This is a genomic window from Paenibacillus ehimensis NBRC 15659 (assembly GCF_004000785.1).
GTDB lineage: Bacteria > Bacillota > Bacilli > Paenibacillales > NBRC-103111 > Paenibacillus_G > Paenibacillus_G ehimensis.
Map to the genome: position 1 here is coordinate 76,535 of NZ_BILX01000022.1, position 22,653 is coordinate 99,187.

Below are 22,653 nucleotides of genomic sequence, written 5' to 3' on the forward strand. Positions count from 1 at the left end.
AAAGGAAAAAGCCGAAAAACCGCGTCATGACGGGATTTATCGTTATGGGGAACGGCGAGGAAAATGAAAAAACGCCGGCTCGGAAGGACCCGAAACATCGGCGCTGAAGGAAAACAATGAGGACGGAAGAGGTCAATCGCCCCGAAACCGCTTGCGGTATTCGCCAGGCGGAAGCTGCTCGTACTGCTTGAACACGCGGGTAAAATTTTGCACGGAGGTGTAGCTGAGTCTCTCCGCAATATCTTTGATCGGCATCTCGGTATGCGCCAGCCATTCCTTGGCCTTGTCCATCCGGAACCGGATGAGGTAATCGATAAAGTTCATCCCCGTCTCTTCCTTGAACATGCGGCTGAGCTGGGAAGGGGACACGCGAAGCCGGTCGGCCAATTGCTGAAGCGACAAGTCCGTATCGAAATGGTTGTGGATGTACCGGATGACCTCGGCGGCCATGCGCTGCTGCTTGCCGGTATGCGCCAGCTCCAGCCGCTCGGCGATTGAGGGAAAAACCGTGCCTGCGAGCCATTCCGCCACTTCGTTCATCGTTGCCATTTCGTAAAGCCGCTTGTAAGGGTCTTCTCCGAACACCTCGGGCGGGGCCAGCTCCAGCTCCTGCATGTAAAGAACCAGCTCACCGATCAGGTGGGCGAACAGGCCGAGCGCCCCATTGAAATGCCGGACGACTTGCGGCATGTCCCGTACCCATTCGCGCAGCTGCTCTGCGCCTTCGTCCGCTTTTCCCTGCATGACGGCGGTGACGATCTGCTTCTCCCGTTTGATGAGGTCGCTTGCAAGCTGGTTTTCAGCCGGCGTGACCTGCTGCGGTGTCAGCAGCTTGCCCGGTCCGTAGAGCAGCCGGTAGCCGAGCAAATCCCGCGCCTCCCGGTAGGCGTCGTTGATGTCGCGATACGTCAGGACGGGGTGAGAGCAGGCGATGGTGACGGTAAATTGAAAATATTTTGCGGACGTATCGAGGAACTTCTGTGCGGTAAGCAGCAGGTTTTCCAGGGCCGCGTCGCCTTTTTCGAGCCCGACGATCAGGACCATTTGGCCTGGCATGGAAATGCCGGACGCGCAGGAAAACCACTCCTCGAACACCTCCTCCGTCATTTTGCGCAGGGCGAACATCATGAGGGACCGGTCTTTGTCCTGATACAGCTGCTGAAAGCGCGCATAGTCGTCAATATCGAGCAAGCATACCGCATACCGGCTGCCCCGGAGCTGAAAGCCGAACGTCTGCCGGACCCGCTCCGCCTCGTTGCTGTTGATTTCGCCGCGCAGCAGCTGCTGCACGATCGTTTCTTTTAAATAGGGCGATTGCTCGTTCAACTGCCGGCGCAGCTGCTCGTTCGTTTGGAGCATCCCGGTCACGTAGGCATCAAGCGCGTGCCACTCGTTGCCGGTCCCGGCAGAGGAATCCTCGCGGGACGCGGGCAGAAGCCGCTGCAGCAGATGTTGTACGGGACCGTACAGCCGGGTAGACCCGAAGCGGGCAACCAGCACCCAAAAAGCGGCGAGGAGCAGCACGATTCCGAAGGTTGTCACCTGAATCCGGTCGGCTTGACGGGTCAGCTCCTTCTTGGGCGTCATGGCCACGTGCGTCCATCGCGTATAATCCGACTGCCGGACGGTCAGCTGGTACGTTTCCCCGCCGATGTCCGTCTCTGCGGGCTCGCCGGAGTAGTTCCGGGGCAATCCGCCGGCGAACAAGGCAGGCCGGGTGCCGATTTCCCCGGGCGTCCTGCTGATCAGGACGACGCCCTTCTCGTCGAAGACGTACAGCTTGCGGTTTCCCCCTAAGGGGACATGCGCGGCAAAGTCGGCCAGCTTGTCCTTCTCAATATGGAGCACCAATATTCCGCTTCCCTGCATGTCGGAGAAGATCGGCACCGGCCTTAAGTAAAGCAGCTCGTTCTGCCCCGGATAAGTGTCGGGCGCGATGATCTCGGAGCGGAAATGAGGCGGAATCCGGTCGATAATATTGCGGTAAGCGAATTCATTCAGCTCGATGAAGCCGTGCTTGCTGGAAAACACTTTGCCGAATTTCAAGAAGATGACGGAAACGTCATATTGAAACTCGGATATGCTCCGCTGCTTCCGAATGGCTTCCTCCAGCTCCAGCATTTCGTTCAAATATTTGCCGGAGGGCCCAAGCTGCACCGCTTGCTCCAAAGCCCGGTGGTTGGCAAGCTGAATGGAAGCTTTATCGAGCCCGGCCCAGAACGAATCGACCTGGCGCTGCATTTCTTGTAAAATAATCTGCTGGTTTTGATTGACCTCGTCTTGAATGGCCGCGGCCGCCATGCTCGCAAGGACGGTTCCGGTCAATATGACGGGCAGCAGGCTGATGACGAGGGAGTAAACGAACAGCTTCCTTTTAAAAGACGTATTGCGAAACCATGGGATCGGTCTCCACATGGACGTGCACCCCCGGCTGGCCTAAAATGGTTCTCTCTTTGACTTTATTGTTACATTAAGAGTAGTCTGTCCGGATGCGGACTGTCAAGGAAGGAACGGGAATTTTTCTCCCGAAAACAAAAATATTAGAGGAGAAATCCTCCATTTTATGATATAGTAATGGAGAATGCAGTCAGAGGAGAGTGAGTCATGGATTCCATCGTTTCATCATTGGTTCGAACCTTAAGAGACTATTTTACGGATTTGCTGGAACCGCAGGCGGACGGCAGTCTCGGCATCCGGGATGACGAGCTCGGCGCTTTGGCGAGCTGCTGCACGACGGGACAGGCTGCGGCCTTCTACGTCTTAGATTATCGTCTCCATGGAGGAGACGGACTTACAACCGCTTCGCGCTTAGCGGCGAACGTGCTCCAGCGGCAGCGGCCGGACGGGGCGTTCGGCCAGCCCTATTATGTCAAGCACGGCGATCCGGAAACGGTCGACATCGCGGAGATCGGCGCGGTGGCGAACAGCCTGTACCTGCTGCACTGTCATACCGGCTCGGAGGAAGCGAAGGAATGCCTGATCCGGTCGGCCCATTATTTGCTCACGGAAGTCGCGGCGGAGAAGCCCGGGGCTGTCTATAAAAATCCGAATGCGCGGCATCACGACGTGCTGAACGGGGATATGTATGCGGCGCATACGTTCGCGCGGGCCTACGAGCTGACCGGGGATGCCCGCCTGCTGGAGCAGACCGTCTGCGTATTCCGCCACTTGATCGAGCGGTTCGGCAAGCACGAGCCCGATTGGTGGCCTTATATCGAGCACTGGGACGGAAGTGTGGCGATGGGCAACAGCGTCAGCTACCAGGGCATTATCGTCGCCTTTGCCGCCACGGCGCTGCCTTTGCTCCCGCAGGAGCTGCAGCGGCAGTGGCAGGAGACGGCGGAAGCGGCGGTGCGCCGGATGCTGGCTGCCATGAAGGAAGGGCCGCATGATGGCAACGAAGCGCCGTGGTGGTGCAGGGATTGGAGCAATGTGTGGGAGATCGATTTGGCGTTCACTCGTTACGCCCATCTCCCCGAAGCCCGCGATTACGCCGAAGGCCGGTTAAAGAAGCTGAACGACCGGCTGGCGCGCGAGGGCCGGTCGGTGTTCACGCCGAAAGGCTTGCAGCACGATCCGGAGCGGGCTCCGGTCAGCACGACGTTCCGGAAAGCGGCGACGTTTGCCGGTATTTTGGCCTCCATGAAGCTGGACGATTCTTGGGGCACCGGGAGGGAAAACCAATGACATCTATCGGTCCAAAGCGGCTGCCGATGCCGCCCGGCTTGATCGTATCGTGCCAGGCGTTTCCGGGGGAGCCGCTGTATGGCGAAGGGCTTATGGCCCGCATGGCGGAGGCGGCGGTTATCGGAGGAGCGGTGGCGATCCGCACGAATGGCGCAGATGATATCCGCAGCATCAAGGCTGCGGTACGGCTGCCCGTGATCGGCCTGCTTAAGCGGGATATTCCGGGCTCGGCGATCTATATTACCCCCGAGCTGGAAGACGTGGAGGCGGTGCTGGCGGCCGGAGCCGATATCGTCGCGCTCGATGTGACGAACCGGGAAGGCCGGCTGGAGCGCGTTGTTCCGCTGCTCGAGCGGATTCGCGAAGCGGGAGCGGTTGCGATGGCCGACGTGTCCACGGAAGAGGAGGGGCTCGCCGCCGAGCGGCTGGGCTTCGACATCGTCTCGACGACATTGTCTGGCTATACGCTGTACAGCCCGCAGACGAAGAAGCCGGACCTGGAGCTGGTCCGGCGGTTGTCCGCCCGGCTGACCGTTCCGCTTGCCGCGGAAGGGCGCATCTTCAGCACGGAAGAAGCGGACGCGGCGATCGAAGCGGGAGCGACGTTCGTGGTCGTCGGCGGGGCCATCACCCGCCCGCAGCTCATCACGCAGCGCTTCGCCGAGGCGGTCAAACGCCGGCTGGATGCAAAGCCGGCTGCTGCCGGAAGCGGTAGCGGTCAGGGCGAGGCGCAAGGGAGGTCCGGCTCATGAACCGGCAGTACGGATGTGACATTGCCGTGATCGGCGGCGGAATCGGCGGCTGCGCCGCAGCGCTGGCCGCGGCGGAAGCCGGGCTGCGGATCGTGCTGACGGAGGAGACGGATTGGATCGGCGGACAGTTCACGAGTCAAGCCGTTCCGGCGGATGAGCACCGTTGGATCGAACAGTTCGGCTGTACCCGCAAGTACCGGGAGTTCCGCAACCGCGTTCGCGGGTATTACAAAGCGAACTATCCGCTGACAGCGGAAGCGATGCGCAGCGACCGGTTCAATCCGGGCGCGGCCAGCGTCAGCCGCTTGTCCTGCGACCCGCGCGTCGCTCTGTCCGTGCTGCAGGATATGCTCGCCCCGCATATCCATGCGGGACGAATCACCCTGCTGCTCAACGTTCGCCCGACCGCGGCGGATACGGACGGCGATACGGTTCGCTCCGTCACGCTGGAGCATACGCCGTCCGGCGACCGTCTCGTCGTCGAAGCGCGGTATGTGCTCGACGCGACGGAATGCGGCGACCTGCTGCCGTTAACCGGCACCGAATATGTGACGGGAGCCGAATCGCGCCGGGATACCGGAGAACCGCATGCGCTCGAAGGGGAACCGGAGCCACTGGATATTCAATCGGTGACGTGGTGCTTTGCTCTCGATTACCGCGAGGGGGAGGACCATACAATCGAGAAACCGGCGGCGTACGAGTTCTGGCGCAGTTATCAGGCTCCGTTTCAGCGGGACCGGATGTTCAGTTGGACGCCGCTAAAAACGAACGAGGCGGTAAAACGCTTTTCGCTGTTTCCCGAGACCGGCGCTTTTTCGTTATGGGACTACCGGCGGATCGCCGACCGGACGCAGTTTGCGCCGGGGGCGTTCGACAGCGACTTGACCCTCGTCAACTGGCCGCAGAACGACTACTGGCTCGGAAGTGTCTATGAGGTGCCCGAGGAAGAGAGGCTGCGGCATTTGGAAGGGGCAAAGCAGCTGAGTCTCAGTCTGCTGTACTGGCTGCAAACCGAAGCGCCCCGGCCTGACGGCGGCAGCGGGTATCCGGGGCTGCGGCTGCGCGGCGATGTGACGGGGACGGCGGACGGACTGGCCAAGGCGCCGTATATCCGTGAATCCCGCCGCATCCGGGCGGAATTTACGGTCAAGGAGCAGCATATCAGCCCCGAGCTTCGCGGAGCGTACGGTGCGGAGCCGTTCCACGACAGCGTCGGCATCGGCAGCTACCGCATCGATCTGCACCCGACGACAGGCGGCCGCGAGGGCTTCTATATCCCGAGCCTGCCGTTTCAAATTCCGCTCGGCAGCCTGATTCCCGTACGGATGGACAACCTGCTGCCCGCCTGCAAAAACATCGGCGTCACGCACTTGACGAACGGCTGCTACCGCCTGCATCCGGTGGAATGGAATATCGGCGAAGCTGCCGGAGCGCTGGCCGCTTACTGCTTGCGGCGGGGAGTTTCGCCGCGTCAAGTACGCCGCGACTCGGCGAGGCTTGCCGATTTTCAAAACGCGCTGGTCCAGCGCGGCGTGGAGCTGGCGTGGCCCGTCATGGGGCCGGTGTAGCAGTGTGGCACGGGACGGCGGCGGGTCATTAGGGACCAGCTGGCGCTTGTTGCAGGCCGTTTATCGAATGGTGAAGCGATAGGGGGAGCGGGCCGCTTAGACAAGCGGTTAGCCATTGCCGGTCTGCTATCCCAATGCGCGCCTCTTGCGGCGTGCATTGGCAGCGCTGCATGTTGGAAGATCAGGTTCCATGACGATGAAGCTATCGTGGCGTGAAGATATGCAGGCCTGTTGACGGTTGTCTGCTAAGCAAACGAACGACAGTGCATTTTTTAATGGGAAGATCATGGCGTACAAATATGGGGCCATATGATTAATGAGATGAATTATTAACAATATTAATCATGTAAACAACGACAATTTCATCCCCGCCGTTTTTTGATCAAACTTCTATTCTGTGCCCGACAGCTCACAGCCACTCATTCGAAAGAGGGAGAGCCTTTACCGCTGCATAAGTTGGAAAGGCTCGCCTTTTCTTGTCTTGGACATCGTTCAAAAGAATTACGAAGCGGACCAACAAAAAGTTGGTCCGTCAAGGGCTTAAAATAAAGGAACAGCGGTGCGCTATGCGAAGCTTTAGAACGATTGCGGGAGCATAGAGGAGATCAGGTGCTTTAAGTGTGTCGAAAAAAAGTTATACTCCCTCGGGACGGTGGCGATAAGTCATTACGGGTGCGCTATTACGATTTTTCCGACCTATTGGGCTGGAATAGCGCATGCCAGTTCCTCTAAGCATATATGAAGCGCTCTTAAAAGTTGTTGCCGCTCAGCCGGTCCCATGCAAGCTTGGCGGCTCCGGCCACGCCTGCCGCGTTCCCGAGCTCAGCCGCGACGATCGGCGTTTCGCGGTATACCGGCATGGCGCGCTCGCGGACGATCCGGCGGATCCGTCCCAGCAGCGCGTCGCCCTGGGCGGTGACGGCTCCGCCGAGCACGATTGCCTGCGGATTCAGCACATGCGCGAGGCTGATAAGTCCGACCGCCGCGTATTCGGCGTACCGTTCGATGACGGCCGAGGCGGCAGAATGTCCTGCCGACGCCAAGTCAAAAATCGATTTGGCCCCGTCCGGCAGCTCTTCGCGGCGAAGTCCCGCTTCGGCGGCAAGCCGAAGCAGCGCCGTTACCGAGGCGTACTGCTCGTAGCAGCCGGACAGGCCGCAGTTGCAGGGCTGCCCGCCCCAAGCGGTAACCATATGGCCGAAGCCTCCGGCAAAGCCGCTGCCGCCGTAGTCCGGCCGGCCGTCAATAACCCGCGAGCCGCCGACGCCGGTACCCAGCGTGACGCAGATGAAGTCGCGGTACGGCCGTCCGGCTCCGAGCCAGGCTTCGCCGACGGCCATCGCGTGCGCGTCGTTCGCGACGGCGACCGGCAGGGAGGATGCCTGCTCCAAGGCCTCGCGCAGATGCAGCCCGGTCCAGCCCGGCAGGTTCGGCGTGGCATAGGCGACCCGGCCGCTCAGCGGCTCGACGTAGCCGGCAGTGCCGATGCCGATGCCCGCAGGCAGTAGTCCGGCCGTTGCGGAGTGCGCCCGAAAATCTTCGATGATGGCGCGCAGCCTGCCCAGCAGCGCATCGCGTCCTTGCTCGGCTTGAGTCGGGGTCACCATATGCTTCAAGACCTCGCCGCCATCGTCGACAATCCCCGCTTTGATGTTCGTGCCGCCCAAGTCAATACCCAATACAACCTTACGCATGAGACGAACGCTCCTTGCCAGGCGTACGCAGACCATGCCGGTCCAGAAACGCCATATAGTCTTCGTATAGCTTGACGGACGATTCATGTCCTGCATGAACCGGGCTGCCGGGCTTGTTCATCATGCCCAAATATTGATATCCAAGCACTTTGTCCACCCAAGGAGATACGGTTTGCAGCTGCCGTTCGATCCGTTCGAAGGAGGGAGGGTAGAGCACCTTCCCTTGAAAACGGAATAACTCCACGTCCGCCCATAGAGGCTTACCCGCACGGTCATGCGCTTCCCGCAGGGAAGCGAACGTTCGCTTCGCCTCCTCGTGGGTGGTCCGGTTGACGCCGAGCTCGTCCTGATAGGCGATATAATCGACCTCTAACGAACGAAGCTGCGCGACGAAACGGTCGTCCGCTTTAACCGTGCGGGTGCCGTAAGGCGCGATCAGCACTTTGTCCGGGCCATGCTTGCGGCACCGATCGGCCAGCTCGTTCGCATAAGCGATATAATTGTCCGGAAAATATTCACGGATTGCCGCTTCCACAGGGAAATACCATCCGGCAAAGGATGGATGGTGGCCGTATTTCTCCGCCAGCTCCTTCGCGACATCGATGCGCAGGCGGGAATAGTCGCCGTCGAGCGACAGCTGGCCCATAATCGGCGTCGTGAAAAAGCCGAGCCCGAGATAGAGCGAGACGTTCAGCTTATCTCCTGCGGCCAGTACCGCTTCGAGCGGATCCGGGCAGACGGTATCCCAGCGCCAAGGCATCACTTCCGACGGGTAGAACGCTTTGCCGTACAGCGCCACGCTGAGCAGGACGAAGGTGTCCATGCCGGCTTCCGCCATTTCCGTCATTTTCAGCTCCCAATCATGTGCTGTAAACTGCTGGGTCGCCGCATTCCAGGTGTCGCCTTCATACGGATTGCAATGGTAAAAATCAAACCACGTGCCCGTGATCGGTTTCATCGGCCGTTCCTCGCTTTGCTTGAAATAGGGGGTGTATGCGTTAGACTTGGATCGCTCACCGCTCCGCACGCAGATCAGGCTTCCTCCCGTGCGAGCCGGAGCGCCTCCCGCACGCTGCCGCCCGCCTGCCGCAGCAGGCGGCTTGCCTGTCCGGCATCCGGAGCCGGACCGAGCAGCATCACGATGGCGGTCTTCACGTCGCCGCCCGTCTGCCGCAGCGTGTGCGCCGCCGCTTCCGGCTTGACGCCGGTCGCCATCTCGACGATTCGCTCCGCCCGGCGCTGGAGCTTACCGTTCGTCGGCTGCATGTCGACCATCAGGTTGCCGTACACCTTGCCGAGGCGGATCATCGTTACGGTGCTGAGCATGTTCAGCACCAGCTTCTGCGCCGTGCCCGCTTTTAATCGGGTCGAGCCGGTGACAACCTCCGGTCCGACCGGCACTTCGATTGCGGTGTCGGCCAGCGAGCCGATCAGCGAGCCGCGAACGCAGCTCACGGCAACGGTAGCGGCGCCGACCTTGCGCGCGTAGCGCAGTGCGCCGGCGACGTAAGGCGTCCGGCCGCTGGCGGCGATGCCGACGACGACGTCCCGGGGCGAGAGCCCGCGGGCTTCGAGATCCTCCGCGCCGCCTTCCGCACGGTCCTCGGCGGCTTCGTCGGCCTGCAGCATGCCGCTCCCTCCAGCCATGACGGCTTGCACGAGGTCGGGCGGGGTGCCGAAGGTCGGCGGACATTCGTAGGCATCGAGCAGCCCGAGCCTGCCGCTCGTTCCCGCTCCGACATAGAACAGCCTGCCGCCGCCGCGGATCGCTTCGACGATGACGTTCACTGCTGCGACGATGTCGGGCAGACGTTCTCCGACATGGCCGGGCACCGACCGGTCGGCTTCATTCATATAGCGGACCAAGTCCGCTGTTGACATCAAATCCAGTTCGGGAGCTTGCGGGTCCCGGGTTTCGGTTTCGAGCCGGTCCGTCTCGTGCGCGTTCATAGGTCACCTGCCATCCGGTTCAATTTGAAAAAAAGCTCCTTAAATAAAGCTAAGTATGGAGATCAATTCCATTATATAAGGAGCAAATGGTTCCCGTAAACCTTTTTTCGGAGGAAAATTCCTCATTGGACCAAAAAAATGAAGATAATCTCTATTGCGTATAGTATAATGGAACCAGCATTCGCAAACGAAGGAGGTTTCTGCCATGATCCGCATTTCTTCCATTGACATATTCCCGCTCCGCCTCCCGATGAAGCAATCGTTCCGTATTTCCCAAGGAACGGTCGGGGCCGCATCCGCTGGGGCGCCGCATGTTTATGTCCGCATCACGGGAGACAACGGCGTCGAAGGCTGGGGGGAAGCCCGCCCGAGTCCCCGCTGGAGCTACGAGACGCCCGAATCCGTATGCAGCGCCGTTTCCAACTACCTGAAGCCGGTGCTGCTCGGGCAGCGCGCCGACGACTTAACGGCCGTTCACCGTAGGATGAACCGCGAGCTCGCAGGAAGCCTTCATCCGGGCCAGCCGATCGCCAAGGCGGCCGTGGATACCGCGCTTCACGATCTGATCGCCCGCAGCTACGGGCTGCCGATAGCAGCGCTGTGGCAGTCGGGCTCCTCGCAGCCGGTCCGCCTGTCTTATCTGATCAGCACCGACAATCCGGAGGAAGCCGCGCGTAAAGCGCGGGAGGCCGTGGCGGAAGGCTACGCCGGCGTCGATGTGAAAATCGGGCTGAATCCGGCGAACGATCTGGATATCGTTGCGGCGGTGAAGCAGGAAGCGCCGAATTTATTTTTTCGCGTCGATGCGAATCAGGCTTACCGCCTCACGCAAGCGATTCAGCTGGCCAAAGGCCTCGAACGCATCGGCGTCGACGTGCTTGAGCAGCCGCTGCCGGCCAATCAGCTCCACGGTCATGCCGAGCTGCGCCGCAAGGTATCCATCCCGATCGCGCTCGATGAGAGCGTCTGGTCGCCAACCGGCGTTCTGGAAGCTCTGCGCAGCGAAGCTTGCGATACCATTGTCATCAAGCTGACGAAGATGGGCGGACTTCGCGGCGCCAAGCTGTGCGGGGAAATCGCCCGCGAGAGCGGGCTCGGCTTGCTCGGAGGCGGGCTGACGGAATCGAAGCTCGGGCTGGTCGCTTCCGCACACTTGTTCCGTTATTTGGAGCTGGCGGACCCGGTCGACCTGAACGGACCGATGTTCCTGAAGGACGACGCCGTCGAAGGAGACTGGCCGATTCGGAACGGCGAAGTCGTCCTGCCGGAAGGCCCGGGGATCGGCTGCCGCATCTCGGAAAGCAAGCTGCAGGAATACGCCGCCGACGCTATGTAAGCAGGGCCGCCATTGAACGAGCCGCCCGTTGCCATCACTAAAAGCAAAGGGGAGCATCGCATGAAATTTTACGTCAGCTGCGATATGGAAGGGATTGCCGGCGTAACGCTGAGGGAACAACTGGTAAGAGGAGAGCCGCTGTACGAAGAGGCGCGGCGGCTGCTGACGCTGGAGACGAACGCCGTGACGGATGCGCTGCTGGCGGCGGGTGCGACCCGGATTATCGTGAAGGACGCTCACGGGAGCGGCTTCAACTTCATTCCCGAGCTGCTGCATCCGGGGGCGGACTACGTGATGGGCGCGACCCGGGTCGAGAACCGGTTTCCCGGTCTTGACGAAACGTTTGACGGCGCGCTGCTGATCGGGTACCATGCGATGGGGGGGACGCCTCTGGCCGTACGTGACCATACGATGACATCGCAGGGCTGGCAGTCGCTCCGGCTGAACGGCCGGCCGATCGGCGAAATCGGGCTGGATGGGCTGTTGTTCGGCTTGCAGGGCGTCCCGGTGCTGTTCGTCTCCGGCGACGACAAAACGTGTGCGGAAGCGGCAGACGAGCTTCCCGGCGTCGTCGCGTACGAGACGAAGACGGCGCTCGGCCGGCACGCCGCCTTGATGAAAGCGCCGCAGCGGGTACGCAGCGAGCTGCAGGCAGCGGTGCGCCGTGCCGTAGAGAACGGGAACCGTCCGAAGCCGCTCCGCCTTGACGGGCCGTACGAGCTGACCATCCGTTTCCTTCATACCGAACAGGCCGATGCGCGCAGATATGACGGGATCACAGCCAAGAGGACGGACGGGCTGACCGCCGTCTACGAAGCCGACCATTTAACCGGACTGCTGGCGGCAGCCTTCTAAAACGATGAAACGAATACGATAAAAAAGGTGGTTTTTTATGAACAAACAGTCAATCGGCGCCAAGGCGCTGCTGTGGATCGAAAGCAACTACAACTCGCTGACGAAGGCCGAGAAGAAGGTTGCCGACGTCGTTCTGCAGGATAAAGAAAAAGTGGTGTACAGCTCCGTCACCGACTTGGCCGAGATGGCCGCGACGGGGGAGACGACCGTGCTGCGGTTTTGCCGGAAGCTCGGTTTTCGCGGCTACCAGGAGTTTAAGCTGGCGGTTGCCCAAGACCTCGTCAGCCCGAGCGAGAACGTGCACGGAGCCATTGACGAGAACGACAAGATCGGCGAAATTGCCCAGAAAATCACGTCCAGCAACAGTCAGGCCTTGAAAGACACGATGAGCCTCCTGCAGGAAAAAGAGCTGCAAAAAACGGTCGATGCGCTGCTGTCCAAAAAACGGATTTTCTTTTTCGGCGTCGGATCGTCCGGCGTAACGGCCATGGATGCGCAGCACCGCTTCATGCGGCTGGGCTTCCAAGCTTTCTGCGCGAACGATGCCCATATCATCACGATGAACTGCGCTTTGACGGGGCCGGATGACGTGGTGGTCGGAATTTCGACCTCGGGAAGCACGAAGGATTTGGTCGATGCCGTTCGGATCGCGAACGAAAATGGCGCCACCATCGTCTGCTTGACGAATCATGCGCGCTCGCCCATTACCCAATATGCCGACGCCGTACTACTCGCTTCGTCAAAGGAAACACCGCTGCAGGGAGGGGCATTCGCTTCCAAGCTCGCACAAATTCACGTGCTCGATATTTTATCCACCATTGTGGCTCTGCGGCGCAAAGCAGAAGCGTTCCAAGCGATCGAGAAAACGGCCAAATCCGTAGTCGATAAATTGTATTAGAAAATAAATTCATAAAATTAAATAAAAAAGGAGGAAATCTCCGCCTGAATGTTGTATAGTTTAGTTAGAGGACAGCATGAAGGGGGGATTTTCTTTTTTCGGCTTTCCCAAACGAAACAAAGAATAAAGATAAACAAACGAATCGGAGTAGAGAGATCCACCTGAGACATGATGGAGGTGGCACAAATGAAAGCGTTTAACAGAGCAGGTGTCGCAGTGTTTTCCCTCATTCTGGCCTCAGTGGCCGGGGTGGCCGGGTGCTCCGGCGGGACCGCGAAGCCTCAAGCCGACGGCGCGGGCAAGACCGATGCCGCAGGCGGCAAGCCGAAGGAAAAGGTGGAGATCACCTTCTGGCACGTTTGGACCGACAAAGACGCCGGTCCGATCACCGCGCGGGTCGAGGCGTTCAACAAGAGCCAGGATCGCATCACGGTCAAGGTGCTGGGCAACCAGGACGCGACGAAGCAGCTCACGGCGATTTCCGGGGGGAATCCGCCCGACGTCGCGCTGACGTACTGGAACAATATCGGTCCGTGGGCGCATGCCGGCGCGGTGCTGCCGCTTGCCGATTACCTCAAGAAGAGCAAGCTCGATACCGCGAACTTTATCCCGGCGGCGTTGGAACGGATGAAGGTGAACGATCAATATTACGCGCTGCCGTTCACGGTCAGTATGGCCAGCACGCTCATGTACAACAAGAAAGCGTTCCAGGATGCGGGCATTGCGAAGCCGCCGGAAACGCTTGAAGAGCTGTTCGATACCGCCAAAAAGCTGACCAAGCGCGAGAACGGTACGATCTCGCAAATCGGCTTCATTCCGGATTATCCGTGGATCGATAACGTATTCTGGCCGATCATTTTCGGCGGCGGCTGGGTGGATGCGAACGGGAAAATCACCGCCAACCAGGAAGCGAATGTCAAGGCGATCGCCTACCAGCGTAAATTTTATGAGGAGTTCGGCATGGACCAGATCGGCAAATTCCGCTCCGGCATGGGACAGCGGGGGACGCCGAACGATCCGCTGCTGACCGGCAAGCTGGCAATGATGATCGGCTGGGAGTACAACTTCCCGGACGAACGGAAGCCTGACGGGCCGATTGGCATCGCTCCGTTCCCGTATCCTGCGGACCGGCCCGATCTGAAAGGCTCCGGGATGGTCGGACCGCGCGCGGTGTTTATTCCGAAGAAGGCGAAGCATCCGGAGGAAGCTTGGGAGTTCATGCAATATTTGATCGGCCAGGAGTCGCAGGTGGAATTCTCGATCGAGTCGAAGACGATCCCGAGCTGGCTGCCGGCACTTGACGATCCGAAGCTGCGGAAGAACGAAAAGCTGGTCATGATGCTTGATTTCTATGACCGGGCGAAAAGCAAAACGCTGCAAGGGTTCCCGAACAGCGTCTACATTAACGAATATTTGCAGGCGCTGACCGAAGAAACGGAAAAAGCGCTGAAAGGACAGGTGACGCCGCAGGAAGCGATGGACCGCGTCACAGCCAAAATCCAGCCGCTTGCGGACAAGGCGAAGAGCAAATAGCAGGGCGCCGGAGGGGGGAACCTTCCCCCTTCGATGAATCTGACACGAAGGGAGTGAGGCCGCAATGGCTCGCGCCGCTGCCGCAACGGCCGGATTCCGACACCGGAGGAATAAAGCGTTATGGACGGGATTACTATTTATCAGTCCGTGGATCGCCGGCTTTCTTTTGTTTCAACTCTATCCGATTGCCATGTCGTTTTATTATAGCTTGTCGGAATATAACTTGTTTTCCAAGCCCGAATGGGTAGGTCTGCAAAATTACAAGAATCTGTTCGCGGACAGAAAATTTTATTTGTCGATGTACAATACGGTCTACATCACCGTGTTCGGTCTGCTGCCGCATCTGGCGTTCGCCCTCGGCATGGCGATGCTGCTCAATATGAGCGTACGCGGGCAGTCGCTGTATCGCACGATCTACTTCCTGCCGACGCTGGTGCCTGCCGTAGCCAGCTCTCTGCTGTGGATGTGGCTGCTCAACGCACAATATGGGCTCGTCAACAAGCTGCTGGGCGCCCTCGGCATCGTCGAGCCGAACTGGCTCGTCGACCCGATGTGGACGAAGCCGGCCTTGGTGCTGATGGGCTTCTGGGGCACCGGCACGCAGACGGTCATGTACTTGGCGGCGCTGCAGGACGTGCCGAAGGTATTTTACGAAGCCGCCGAAATCGACGGCGCCGGCCGGTGGAGCCGCTTCCGCCACATCACGCTGCCGGCCATTTCTCCGATGACGCTGTTTTTGCTGATCAACGGACTCATCAACTCGTTTCAGTTTTTCACGCAGGGACTTATTTTTGCGGAAGCGTCCCAATCGGTGGGCGGGCCGGAAAACTCCATGCTGTTCTATGCGATTTATTTGTACCAAACCGCCTTTTCGTTCCTGAACATGGGATACGCCTCCAGCATGGCGTGGATCTTGTGCGCGATCGTGCTTGGCTTGACGCTGCTTATTTTCCGCTCGTCGGCCCGTTGGGTGTACTATGGAGGTGAGAAATAATGGCGCAGACGATGATCGCCCGTTCCGGCTCGGGGGCAGGGGTCCGGAAGAAGCAGGGCATGCGCAACATCCGCAAAACCGTGCTGCCGCATATCGGCTTGGCGCTGGCGGGCCTTCTGTTTCTGGCTCCGTTCGCTTGGCTGTTCATCACCTCCATCAAGTCCGAGCAGGAAATTTTCGCGATCCCGACGGTTTGGTGGCCGGACAAAATTCAGTGGATGAACTACGTGCAGGCGGTTCAGACGATTCCATTCATACAATATACGCTGAACACCGTGTTCGTCTGCGTGCTGTCCGCGGTCGGACAGCTTTTCGCCTCGCCCTTGGTGGCGTATGGCTTCTCGCGGATCGCGTTCCGCGGACGCGACTTCTTGTTTTTCGTCATGATGGGGACGATGATTTTGCCGTTTCAGGTGACGATGGTGCCGATCTACGTCATGTTCAACCAGATGAACATGCTCGATTCGTACTGGCCGCTCATTTTGCCGAACTTTTTCGGCGCCGCCTATTATATTTTCCTGCTTCGGCAGTTTTTTATGAACATTCCGTACGAGCTTACGGAATCGGCCAAAATCGACGGAGCGTCCGAGTTCCGCATTTATTGGCAGGTGGTTCTGCCTTTGTCCCGGCCGGCGCTTTATACCGTGGCGCTGCTCACGTTCCTGCACGCTTGGGGCGATTTTCTGGGACCGCTCATCTACTTGAACGATCCGGAGAAATGGACGCTGTCCGTCGGCCTCCGGTCGTTTATCGGGGAATACAAGGTGTCGTGGGGCCTTCTGATGGCCGCGTCCACACTCTTCACGGTCCCGATCATCGCACTGTATTTCTTCGTGCAGAAGCAGTTCATTCAAGGGATTACGCTGACAGGCTTCAAGTAGACAGGGCATCAAGGAAAATCACATACATCGCATAATTCAAAGAATTCCATTGGAGGGAAGCAAATGAAAAAACGATCCAACGTTACGGCAGCCATTCTGTCTTTGGCACTGGCCGGGGGGATGGTCATCCCTGCTGCGGGCGCATCCGCAGAACAAACTGCGCAGGCGGCTGCGCCTTTGGAAAATCTGGCGTTGAACAAGCCGTATACGTTCGAAACCCCGTATCCGCGCGACGCCCATTTCGGACCGACGGAAGACGCTCATGCCGACGATACCGGCAAGCAGCTGACGGACGGCGTTTTTGGCGGGACGGCCTTCTCGGACAAAGCGTATGTCGGCAAGCTGTGGCAGGGCTACCGCACCTTCAAGCTCGATCTGGGCGAGCCGGTGACGATCCAAGACATTAAGGTCAGCACGCTGCAGGATTTGCCGAACGGTATCTTTTTCCCGGAAGAAATCTCGTACTCGATCTCGGAGAACGGCAGCGCGTGGCAGCACCTGGGCGCAGTCAAAAGCGCGCTCCCGACGACGGAAAAAGGTCCCGTGAAGCAAACGATCGCCAAAACCGGCGTCAATACGGTCGCCCGTTACGTCTATATGGACATTCCGGTGGAGACCTGGCTGTTCGTCGATGAGATCGAAGTCATGGGTACGCGCGACAAGTCCGGCCACAAGCTGAAGCCGAACAAAGCGCCGAAGCCGGATCAAGGATATCCGCGCGCAGGCTCCAAGCAAGCGGGGGGCATCCGCAATGAAGTGCTCATCTATACCGGGGAGTGGCAGTACCAGCCAAGCGACTGGATTTCGTTCAAGAAGGAAGATTTCAGGCCTTACGTCTCTTATGTGGATCAAGACATGAAGCGCAAGGACTTTATGTTCGACGGCTTCCTGTTCATGCCTTACGCTCCCCTGATGGATGGAGCCAATTACGGGCCGACGACGGGAAAACCGACCAACAAAGCGCATTTCGAAAAATTCCTCGACCGTCTGTTCCGCGACGATTACGAGCTGGGAGCGCTCAATGAAGCGGTGAAGGAAGCGAAGTTGGAGCTCCCGAAAAAGAACTATGAGGCGAAGGTCGTTATCACGATCCCGTATCCGCGTACGGACCAGAGTGATTTCGGCGATGTGGATGGCGACGGCATCAGCGAGAACCTGAACGTCAAGGAGGTCGGAGAGGCGGAAGCGCTGAAAAACCGGCTGAAGGTGACAAAATGGTACGTCGACGAGGTATACAAACGTTGGAACGCGAAGCAATACAGCGACCTGAAGCTCGTTTCGTTCTACTGGTATAACGAGTACATTGCGCATCAGTTAAGCACGCTTGATCATGAGTTGGTGAAGCAAACCGGCGATTATGTCCGTTCGAAGGGCGCGAGATTCCAATGGATTCCGTATTATTTTGCCCGGGGCTGGAACGACTGGAAGGACAATGGCTTTGACACGGCGCTGATGCAGCCGAACTACTTCTTCCATGCGAAAGCCGGTGTCGACCGGATGAGTACGATCGCTCAAGCGGCGTACGACAACGGCATGGGCGTTGAGATCGAGCTGAGCGACGATGTGCTGACGAAAGAGAACATGCGCGACCGCTACTACGCGTATTTGGATGCCGGCAAAGAGCATAAATTTATGAAAAAGTCGCTTAACGCCTTCTACCAGCAGGTCAAGACGCTGCTGAAAGCGGCGCAATCCAAAACGCAGGTGGAGCGGGAAGTATACGACCTTACGTATCAGTTCCTGAAGGGCAAATATAAAGTAACGAATCCGCAGGAGCTTCAGACGTTGGAGCAGGAAGAGCAGGACGCGGAGTAACGAACTTCGAAGCAAAAGGGGAATGAAGCATGAAAACGATCGTCACTTGCCAAGGCGGGGTACGCCTCGAAGACCGGCCTGAGCCCTCCGTAAAGGAGCATCCCAAGCGCGTCCTGGTGAAGGTGAATTACTCTTCGATCAGTCCGGGAACGGAGCTCGGCCTGCTGGCAAACCCGGCCATCCCGGACGGCTTCGCGCTCGGCTACAGTGCCGCCGGTACCGTGCTGGAGATCGGCAGCGCCGTGGAGGGGCTGAGCCCGGGAGATTTCGTCGCCTGCTACGGCGGACCTTACGTTTATCATGCGGAGGTGTTGTCCGTGCCGGAGATGCTCTGCGCGAAGCTGAGCGGTCCCGAATCGATGCCGACAGCTTCGTTCGTCGGCCTCGGCTCCGTGGCCGTGCACAGCACGCGCAGGCTGGCCCGCCAGTTCGGCGAGACCGTATGGGTCGCGGGACTCGGCGTGCTCGGCCTGCTGATCGCGCAGCTCGGCGACCGGGCCAACTACCGGGTGTTCGCTACCGATATGAAGGACGAACGGCTGCAGCTTGCGGCCGAGTGCGGCATTGGCGACGCTCACCGCGCCGACGATCCGCTGCTCGCCGAGCGGATTGCCGCTTATACGGAAGGCCACGGCTTCGACAGCATTGCGCTGTGCGCGCACGCCTCGTCCCCGCAGCTGATCGAGTCGTGCATGCAGCACCTGGCGTTTCGCGGCACCTTCGCTTTGATCGGCAACGTGCCGATTCAATTCTCGCGCGATCTGTTCTTCGCGAAGGAAGCGGATTTCGTCATCGCCCGCGGAGGCGGTCCGGGGCGCTACGACCGTCAATACGAGGAAGAGGGGCTGGACTATCCGAAATCGTACGTCCGTTGGACGGAAGGCCGCAATATGCAAGAGTTTGTCCGCAACGTGGAAAGCGGGCGTCTGGCGATCCGGCCGATGATGACGCACGAGTTCGCGCTGGCCGACGCCGTCGAGGCGTATGAGGTGCTGAAGCGCGAAGCGTCCTCTGCGCTCGGCGTGCTGATCCGCTACGATTCCTAGAGAAGGCGAAAGAGGATTCCCGTGATATCCGATGGGAATCCTCTTTTTGTTGGAAGGGTGGGATTAAGTCGGCAGATTTAACGCCGTTTGAATATTTTTCCGGTCCAGCTCGATTTGTTCAGGAATATGATACGGACGGTAATACTCTTTGCGCATCATATAATTCGTAATTCGCTCGTGGGTCGAGATCGCTTCGTCCAACTGCCTGCGCAGGACTGCTTTGATGTCCGGACTGGCGGTTTCCGTCAGCGCGATGGCGTAGTTTTGAATGCCCGTTTTGGCTGCGATTAAGAAATCCATAGCAATGACTTGATCGGTCATCGTGCCCATGCCGGTTAAATTCTTGATCAGCGTATTCATGCGTCCGCTCCTTTCCTACACGTTGACATTGGCCAGCAAAGCATCCAGCTCTTGCAGCTGCCGGGTCGACAGCTCGACGTCCTGATCCAAAAGCTGCCTCAGGTCCTCGTCCGAAACAAGACCCCGCATCGTCGCCGATTTGGTCATGCAAATCGTCTTGAAAGCCGCGATTTCGTGCAGATCCAACGTTTCGTGCAGACCATACGTTTTTTTCATATTGGGTTATCCTCCACGTTCAATTCGGTATGATTCAGGGCTTCAGAACGACTTTGATGCAGCCGTCCGTCTTGGTGTCGAATACCTCGTAGCCGTGCTTCGCTTGATCCAGCGGCAGCACGTGCGTAACGATATCTCCGGGATCTACCTTGCCCTCCGCAATCAAATTGTACATTTGCGGCATGTAATGGATCACCGGCGCTTGTCCCGAACGGATGTTCACATTCCGTTGAAAAATATCTCCTAGCGGGAAGGCATTATAGCGGGCTCCGTAAACGCCGGTTATTTGGATCATTCCACCTTTGCGAACGGCTTGGGAGGCGATGACGACGGCTCCAAGCGAACCGCCCTGAAGCTTGAGGCCCGATGCTAGAAACTCCAGCGGGGTCATCTTTCCGTCCATTCCTACGCAGTCGATGACGACATCGGCTCCGCCGTGGGTCATTTCTTTCAAATGGCTGCCGATATGTTCCTCCTGCTCGAAATTGACGGTCTCCACTTGATTGTGCCGTTTCGCATGCTCCAGCCGGTAATCCACGTAATCGACGGCGATGACGCGTTTCGCTCCTTTGAGCCAAGCGAATTTTTGCGCCAGCAGCCCGACCGGGCCGCACCCCAGCACGATGACCGTATCCCCGCTCTTCACGCCGGCGTTGTCTACGCTCCAAAAGGCTGTCGGCATGACATCGGCGATCAGACACAGCTTCTCGTCTTCCACCTCGCAGTTTTCCGGAAGACGGAAGGGGACGAAATTGGCATAAGGAACCCGCATATATTCGGCTTGCCCTCCGGGATAGCCGCCAGTCGTTTCGGAGTAGCCGAAAAAACCGCCCATGTCTCCGTTCGGATTCGAATTGTCGCATTGGCTTTCCAGTTGATTTTTACAATAGTAGCATTCACCGCAGCTTACATTAAACGGGATGACGACCCGGTCGCCTTTTTTTACTTTGGTTACTTCGGGACCGACCTCTTCCACAATGCCCATCGGCTCGTGGCCGATAATATAATCCGTGGGGAGATTAGGAATCATGCCGTGGATGAGGTGCAGGTCCGATCCGCAGATGGCCGTGGTGGTTAGCTTGACGATAATATCGTCCGGTTTTTCGATTATAGGGTCTTGCACCTGCTTGACCTGCACGTTCTTGATGCCTTGATACGTAACGGCTTTCATGGTGTAGGCTCCTCCAAGGATTATTTTTCCGGGGTCGCGAACAAGCCTAAGCGGGAAGTATCTTTAGGGAACAGCTGCATTTCGGCGATTTGCATCGTCGTCTTCGCCGATGTCAGATCCAGCTTGAACTGCTCGTTCACCCGATTGGGGTGCAGCCAGCCTTTGCGGATCATCAATTGCGAAATTTCTTCATGCAAATCCAGAGCTTCGGATAAAAGACGGCGCAGCAGCATTCTGACCTCGGCCGTTGCCGTCTCGGACAGGGCGATCGCACAGTTTCGCACGCCGGTCTTCGCTGCCAGCAAAAAATCGAGCGCAAGCGCGGAGTCGGCCAAATTCGGCATGCCTTCGGCATTGATCGGGTCCAAGTAGTCTTTATTCATCGTATCGTTCACCGCCGTTTATTGAATTGGGGTTGCCGGATAAAGGCTTTGCAGATCCTGGAGCGCTTTGACGGATTGCTCGACGTCTTTTTGCATCAGGGCTTTCAGCTCTTGGTCAAAAACGAGTCCCTGCATCATTTTCGATTTGGCCAGACAGATCGTTTTAAAATTAAACAGCTCGTGAACTTCCATCATCTCATGCGGAGCCAACGTCAGTTTGGTCAAGGGAATCACCTCCGGTTGCTTGTACACGGTTAGGGTTTCCTTAACATTTTCCGCCTATACCCGGACATTCAGTCGTCAGGGATTGAAGCTGCGGGCAGAATTCCAGGCTGCATAAAACTCGGCAACGGAAGCAAAGCGTTCGTTCCGGTCCGGCTGAACCGCCTGCAGAGCTGCTTCGTACAGCTTCTTGCCCGCTTCCCACTTCGAATTGGAGCGGTCCCGTTCGCCTCCGAGCAGGCCGAAAGCGATGGCCCCCATGTTAAAGACATTGGTTCGTGCGTCAATGTCCGCGCCGAGCTCGAATTCTTCAGGCGACATGAAGCGCGACGAGCCCCAGAGCCTGCCCATCGTATTGATAAAAGGCTTTCTCCGGTACAAATCGATATCGCAAATTTTTGTCAAGCCCTTTTTGAAATCGTACAGGATGCTGCCGTCGTAAAAATCGATTGCGACATATCCGCTGGCTTCTACATGAACGTGGAACGAAAAGATATCGTCCAACGAACGCAGCCGGTCTATGACAGGCAACTGTCTGAAACGAAAAAACGGAGAATCCGGGTGCGTATACTTTTGCGGCGGGGGAAAGGACCAGTGCGGATGGAGACATTCGCCGTCAAACCAGTCAAATACGGCCGCATAGCCGTTGTTTGCTTCAAAATGCTCCTCCAAGCGAATGAGCTGAGGATGATGTAAGGCTTCATAAAGCGGGAGAGCCTGCTTTAATCGGGTGACGGCCTCTTGAGGGGTTCCGGTGAAGGCCACTGTCGGCGCCCCTGCGTACTTTACGAACTTCTTGCGGCCCCCCTGTTGAACACCGAAGGACAGGTTTCCCGAATCCTGCCGGTCGAAGACGCAAAATACCCGGCCGAGCTCTCGCAGCCAATCGAAAGGGTGAGGTTCTTTGAGTTGGAATGATATGCCGTCCAGACTAACGGTAACGGAATGATTCGTCATGGCACGCCTCCATGGATTCGATAATAGGAAAGCACTCCCACATTTTATCACATGACTCTGGCGCTTCCTTGGCAAGCTTTAGGTAAATCCAAATTTTCCGCGAGTCGGCATAGCGCAATAAGAAAGAGAGGCGTCCGTCCGCCGGAAGCGCCTCTCCTTCTCGTAAAACCTTACTCTTCAGTACGGGTCCCGTCTTGTTCCTTAGCTATCAGGGATAGCGTATCGTCCGTTTCGTCGCCTTCGACCAAACGCTGCAGCGCCAGCAGCTTGTTATCCCAATATCTATCGTAGTAGGCCAGCCAGCGCTTCAATTCGAGCAGCGGCTCGGGCTCCAG

At 58.2% G+C, this 22,653-nt stretch carries 21 protein-coding genes and 1 pseudogene; 11 read left to right on the forward strand and 11 right to left on the reverse strand.

Features of this window, described 5'->3' with window-relative positions; genetic code table 11:
- Nucleotides 1-132: 132 nt before the first annotated feature.
- Nucleotides 133-2,415, reverse strand: a complete 2,283-nt coding sequence (locus PEH01S_RS14925) for an AraC family transcriptional regulator (RefSeq protein WP_127486354.1) — start codon at nt 2,413-2,415, stop codon at nt 133-135.
- A gap of 189 nt (nt 2,416-2,604) precedes the next feature.
- On the opposite strand from PEH01S_RS14925, the gene PEH01S_RS14930 reads away from it, so the two are divergent.
- Genes PEH01S_RS14930 through PEH01S_RS14940 form a run of 3 tightly spaced genes read left to right on the forward strand, consistent with a single transcriptional unit; the run spans nt 2,605 to nt 6,007 of the window.
- Nucleotides 2,605-3,687 carry a glycoside hydrolase family protein gene (locus PEH01S_RS14930; protein WP_127486356.1) on the forward strand — a complete coding sequence of 361 codons (1,083 nt, stop codon included), beginning with the start codon at nt 2,605-2,607 and terminating at the stop codon, nt 3,685-3,687.
- On the forward strand, nt 3,684-4,439 hold the full coding sequence (locus tag PEH01S_RS14935; RefSeq protein ID WP_127486358.1) for an N-acetylmannosamine-6-phosphate 2-epimerase: 756 nt from the start codon (nt 3,684-3,686) through the stop codon (nt 4,437-4,439). Before PEH01S_RS14930 ends, PEH01S_RS14935 begins: the two co-directional genes overlap by 4 nt.
- Entirely contained in the window at nt 4,436-6,007 is a 1,572-nt protein-coding gene (locus PEH01S_RS14940; protein ID WP_127486360.1) for an FAD-dependent oxidoreductase, read from the forward strand. The genes PEH01S_RS14935 and PEH01S_RS14940 overlap by 4 nt, the downstream gene beginning before the upstream one ends.
- A 749-nt stretch (nt 6,008-6,756) precedes the next feature.
- On the opposite strand, the gene PEH01S_RS14945 is transcribed toward PEH01S_RS14940, so the two are convergent.
- From PEH01S_RS14945 to murQ, 3 genes are all read right to left on the reverse strand, one after another.
- Complete coding sequence (locus tag PEH01S_RS14945; protein WP_127486362.1) at nt 6,757-7,701, reverse strand: ROK family protein; 945 nt, start codon at nt 7,699-7,701, stop codon at nt 6,757-6,759.
- Nucleotides 7,694-8,659 carry a DUF4434 domain-containing protein gene (locus tag PEH01S_RS14950; protein ID WP_025845723.1) on the reverse strand — a complete coding sequence of 322 codons (966 nt, stop codon included), beginning with the start codon at nt 8,657-8,659 and terminating at the stop codon, nt 7,694-7,696. Before PEH01S_RS14950 ends, PEH01S_RS14945 begins: the two co-directional genes overlap by 8 nt.
- A 74-nt stretch (nt 8,660-8,733) precedes the next feature.
- Complete coding sequence (gene murQ, locus PEH01S_RS14955) at nt 8,734-9,651, reverse strand: N-acetylmuramic acid 6-phosphate etherase (protein ID WP_025845721.1); 918 nt, start codon at nt 9,649-9,651, stop codon at nt 8,734-8,736.
- Nucleotides 9,652-9,856: 205 nt separating this feature from the next.
- Between murQ and PEH01S_RS14960 the strand changes: the two genes are divergently transcribed.
- From PEH01S_RS14960 to PEH01S_RS14995, 8 genes are all read left to right on the forward strand, one after another.
- A complete protein-coding gene (locus PEH01S_RS14960) occupies nt 9,857-10,987 on the forward strand; it encodes a mandelate racemase/muconate lactonizing enzyme family protein (RefSeq protein WP_127486364.1) in 1,131 nt (376 codons plus the stop codon).
- Nucleotides 10,988-11,047: 60 nt separating this feature from the next.
- Nucleotides 11,048-11,842 carry a M55 family metallopeptidase gene (locus PEH01S_RS14965; protein WP_127486366.1) on the forward strand — a complete coding sequence of 265 codons (795 nt, stop codon included), beginning with the start codon at nt 11,048-11,050 and terminating at the stop codon, nt 11,840-11,842.
- 37 nt (nt 11,843-11,879) lie between these two features.
- Nucleotides 11,880-12,740 (forward strand): MurR/RpiR family transcriptional regulator, encoded by an 861-nt coding sequence (locus PEH01S_RS14970; protein WP_010495463.1) that lies wholly within the window; start codon nt 11,880-11,882, stop codon nt 12,738-12,740.
- A gap of 186 nt (nt 12,741-12,926) precedes the next feature.
- A complete protein-coding gene (locus tag PEH01S_RS14975) occupies nt 12,927-14,273 on the forward strand; it encodes an ABC transporter substrate-binding protein (RefSeq protein WP_127486368.1) in 1,347 nt (448 codons plus the stop codon).
- A gap of 64 nt (nt 14,274-14,337) precedes the next feature.
- Nucleotides 14,338-15,267, forward strand: a complete 930-nt coding sequence (locus PEH01S_RS14980; RefSeq protein WP_127486370.1) for a carbohydrate ABC transporter permease — start codon at nt 14,338-14,340, stop codon at nt 15,265-15,267.
- The gene (locus PEH01S_RS14985; RefSeq protein WP_025845712.1) at nt 15,267-16,148 is read left to right on the forward strand and encodes a carbohydrate ABC transporter permease; all 882 of its coding nucleotides are present in this window, start codon (nt 15,267-15,269) and stop codon (nt 16,146-16,148) included. Before PEH01S_RS14980 ends, PEH01S_RS14985 begins: the two co-directional genes overlap by 1 nt.
- 63 nt (nt 16,149-16,211) lie before the next feature.
- On the forward strand, nt 16,212-17,963 hold the full coding sequence (locus tag PEH01S_RS14990) for a DUF4855 domain-containing protein (RefSeq protein ID WP_127486372.1): 1,752 nt from the start codon (nt 16,212-16,214) through the stop codon (nt 17,961-17,963).
- Between the two features lie 29 nt (nt 17,964-17,992).
- The gene (locus PEH01S_RS14995; RefSeq protein WP_127486374.1) at nt 17,993-19,009 is read left to right on the forward strand and encodes a zinc-dependent alcohol dehydrogenase; all 1,017 of its coding nucleotides are present in this window, start codon (nt 17,993-17,995) and stop codon (nt 19,007-19,009) included.
- 63 nt (nt 19,010-19,072) lie between these two features.
- Here the strand turns inward: PEH01S_RS14995 and PEH01S_RS15000 are convergent, their stop codons facing one another.
- The 7 genes and pseudogenes from PEH01S_RS15000 to PEH01S_RS35415 form a co-directional block, all read right to left on the reverse strand.
- Nucleotides 19,073-19,369, reverse strand: a complete 297-nt coding sequence (locus tag PEH01S_RS15000) for a spore coat protein (RefSeq protein WP_127486376.1) — start codon at nt 19,367-19,369, stop codon at nt 19,073-19,075.
- A 15-nt stretch (nt 19,370-19,384) separates the two neighbouring features.
- Nucleotides 19,385-19,585 (reverse strand): type III PLP-dependent enzyme domain-containing protein, encoded by a 201-nt coding sequence (locus PEH01S_RS15005; RefSeq protein WP_025845706.1) that lies wholly within the window; start codon nt 19,583-19,585, stop codon nt 19,385-19,387.
- Nucleotides 19,586-19,619: 34 nt separating this feature from the next.
- Complete coding sequence (locus PEH01S_RS15010; protein WP_025845704.1) at nt 19,620-20,756, reverse strand: zinc-dependent alcohol dehydrogenase; 1,137 nt, start codon at nt 20,754-20,756, stop codon at nt 19,620-19,622.
- Nucleotides 20,757-20,776: 20 nt separating this feature from the next.
- Complete coding sequence (locus PEH01S_RS15015; protein WP_025845702.1) at nt 20,777-21,139, reverse strand: spore coat protein; 363 nt, start codon at nt 21,137-21,139, stop codon at nt 20,777-20,779.
- Nucleotides 21,140-21,157: 18 nt separating this feature from the next.
- Nucleotides 21,158-21,334 carry a spore coat protein gene (locus PEH01S_RS15020; protein WP_084159430.1) on the reverse strand — a complete coding sequence of 59 codons (177 nt, stop codon included), beginning with the start codon at nt 21,332-21,334 and terminating at the stop codon, nt 21,158-21,160.
- A gap of 105 nt (nt 21,335-21,439) precedes the next feature.
- Entirely contained in the window at nt 21,440-22,318 is an 879-nt protein-coding gene (locus tag PEH01S_RS15025; RefSeq protein WP_127486378.1) for a serine/threonine-protein kinase, read from the reverse strand.
- Between the two features lie 170 nt (nt 22,319-22,488).
- Nucleotides 22,489-22,653: pseudogene (locus tag PEH01S_RS35415) on the reverse strand (transcriptional regulator); the annotation flags it as partial.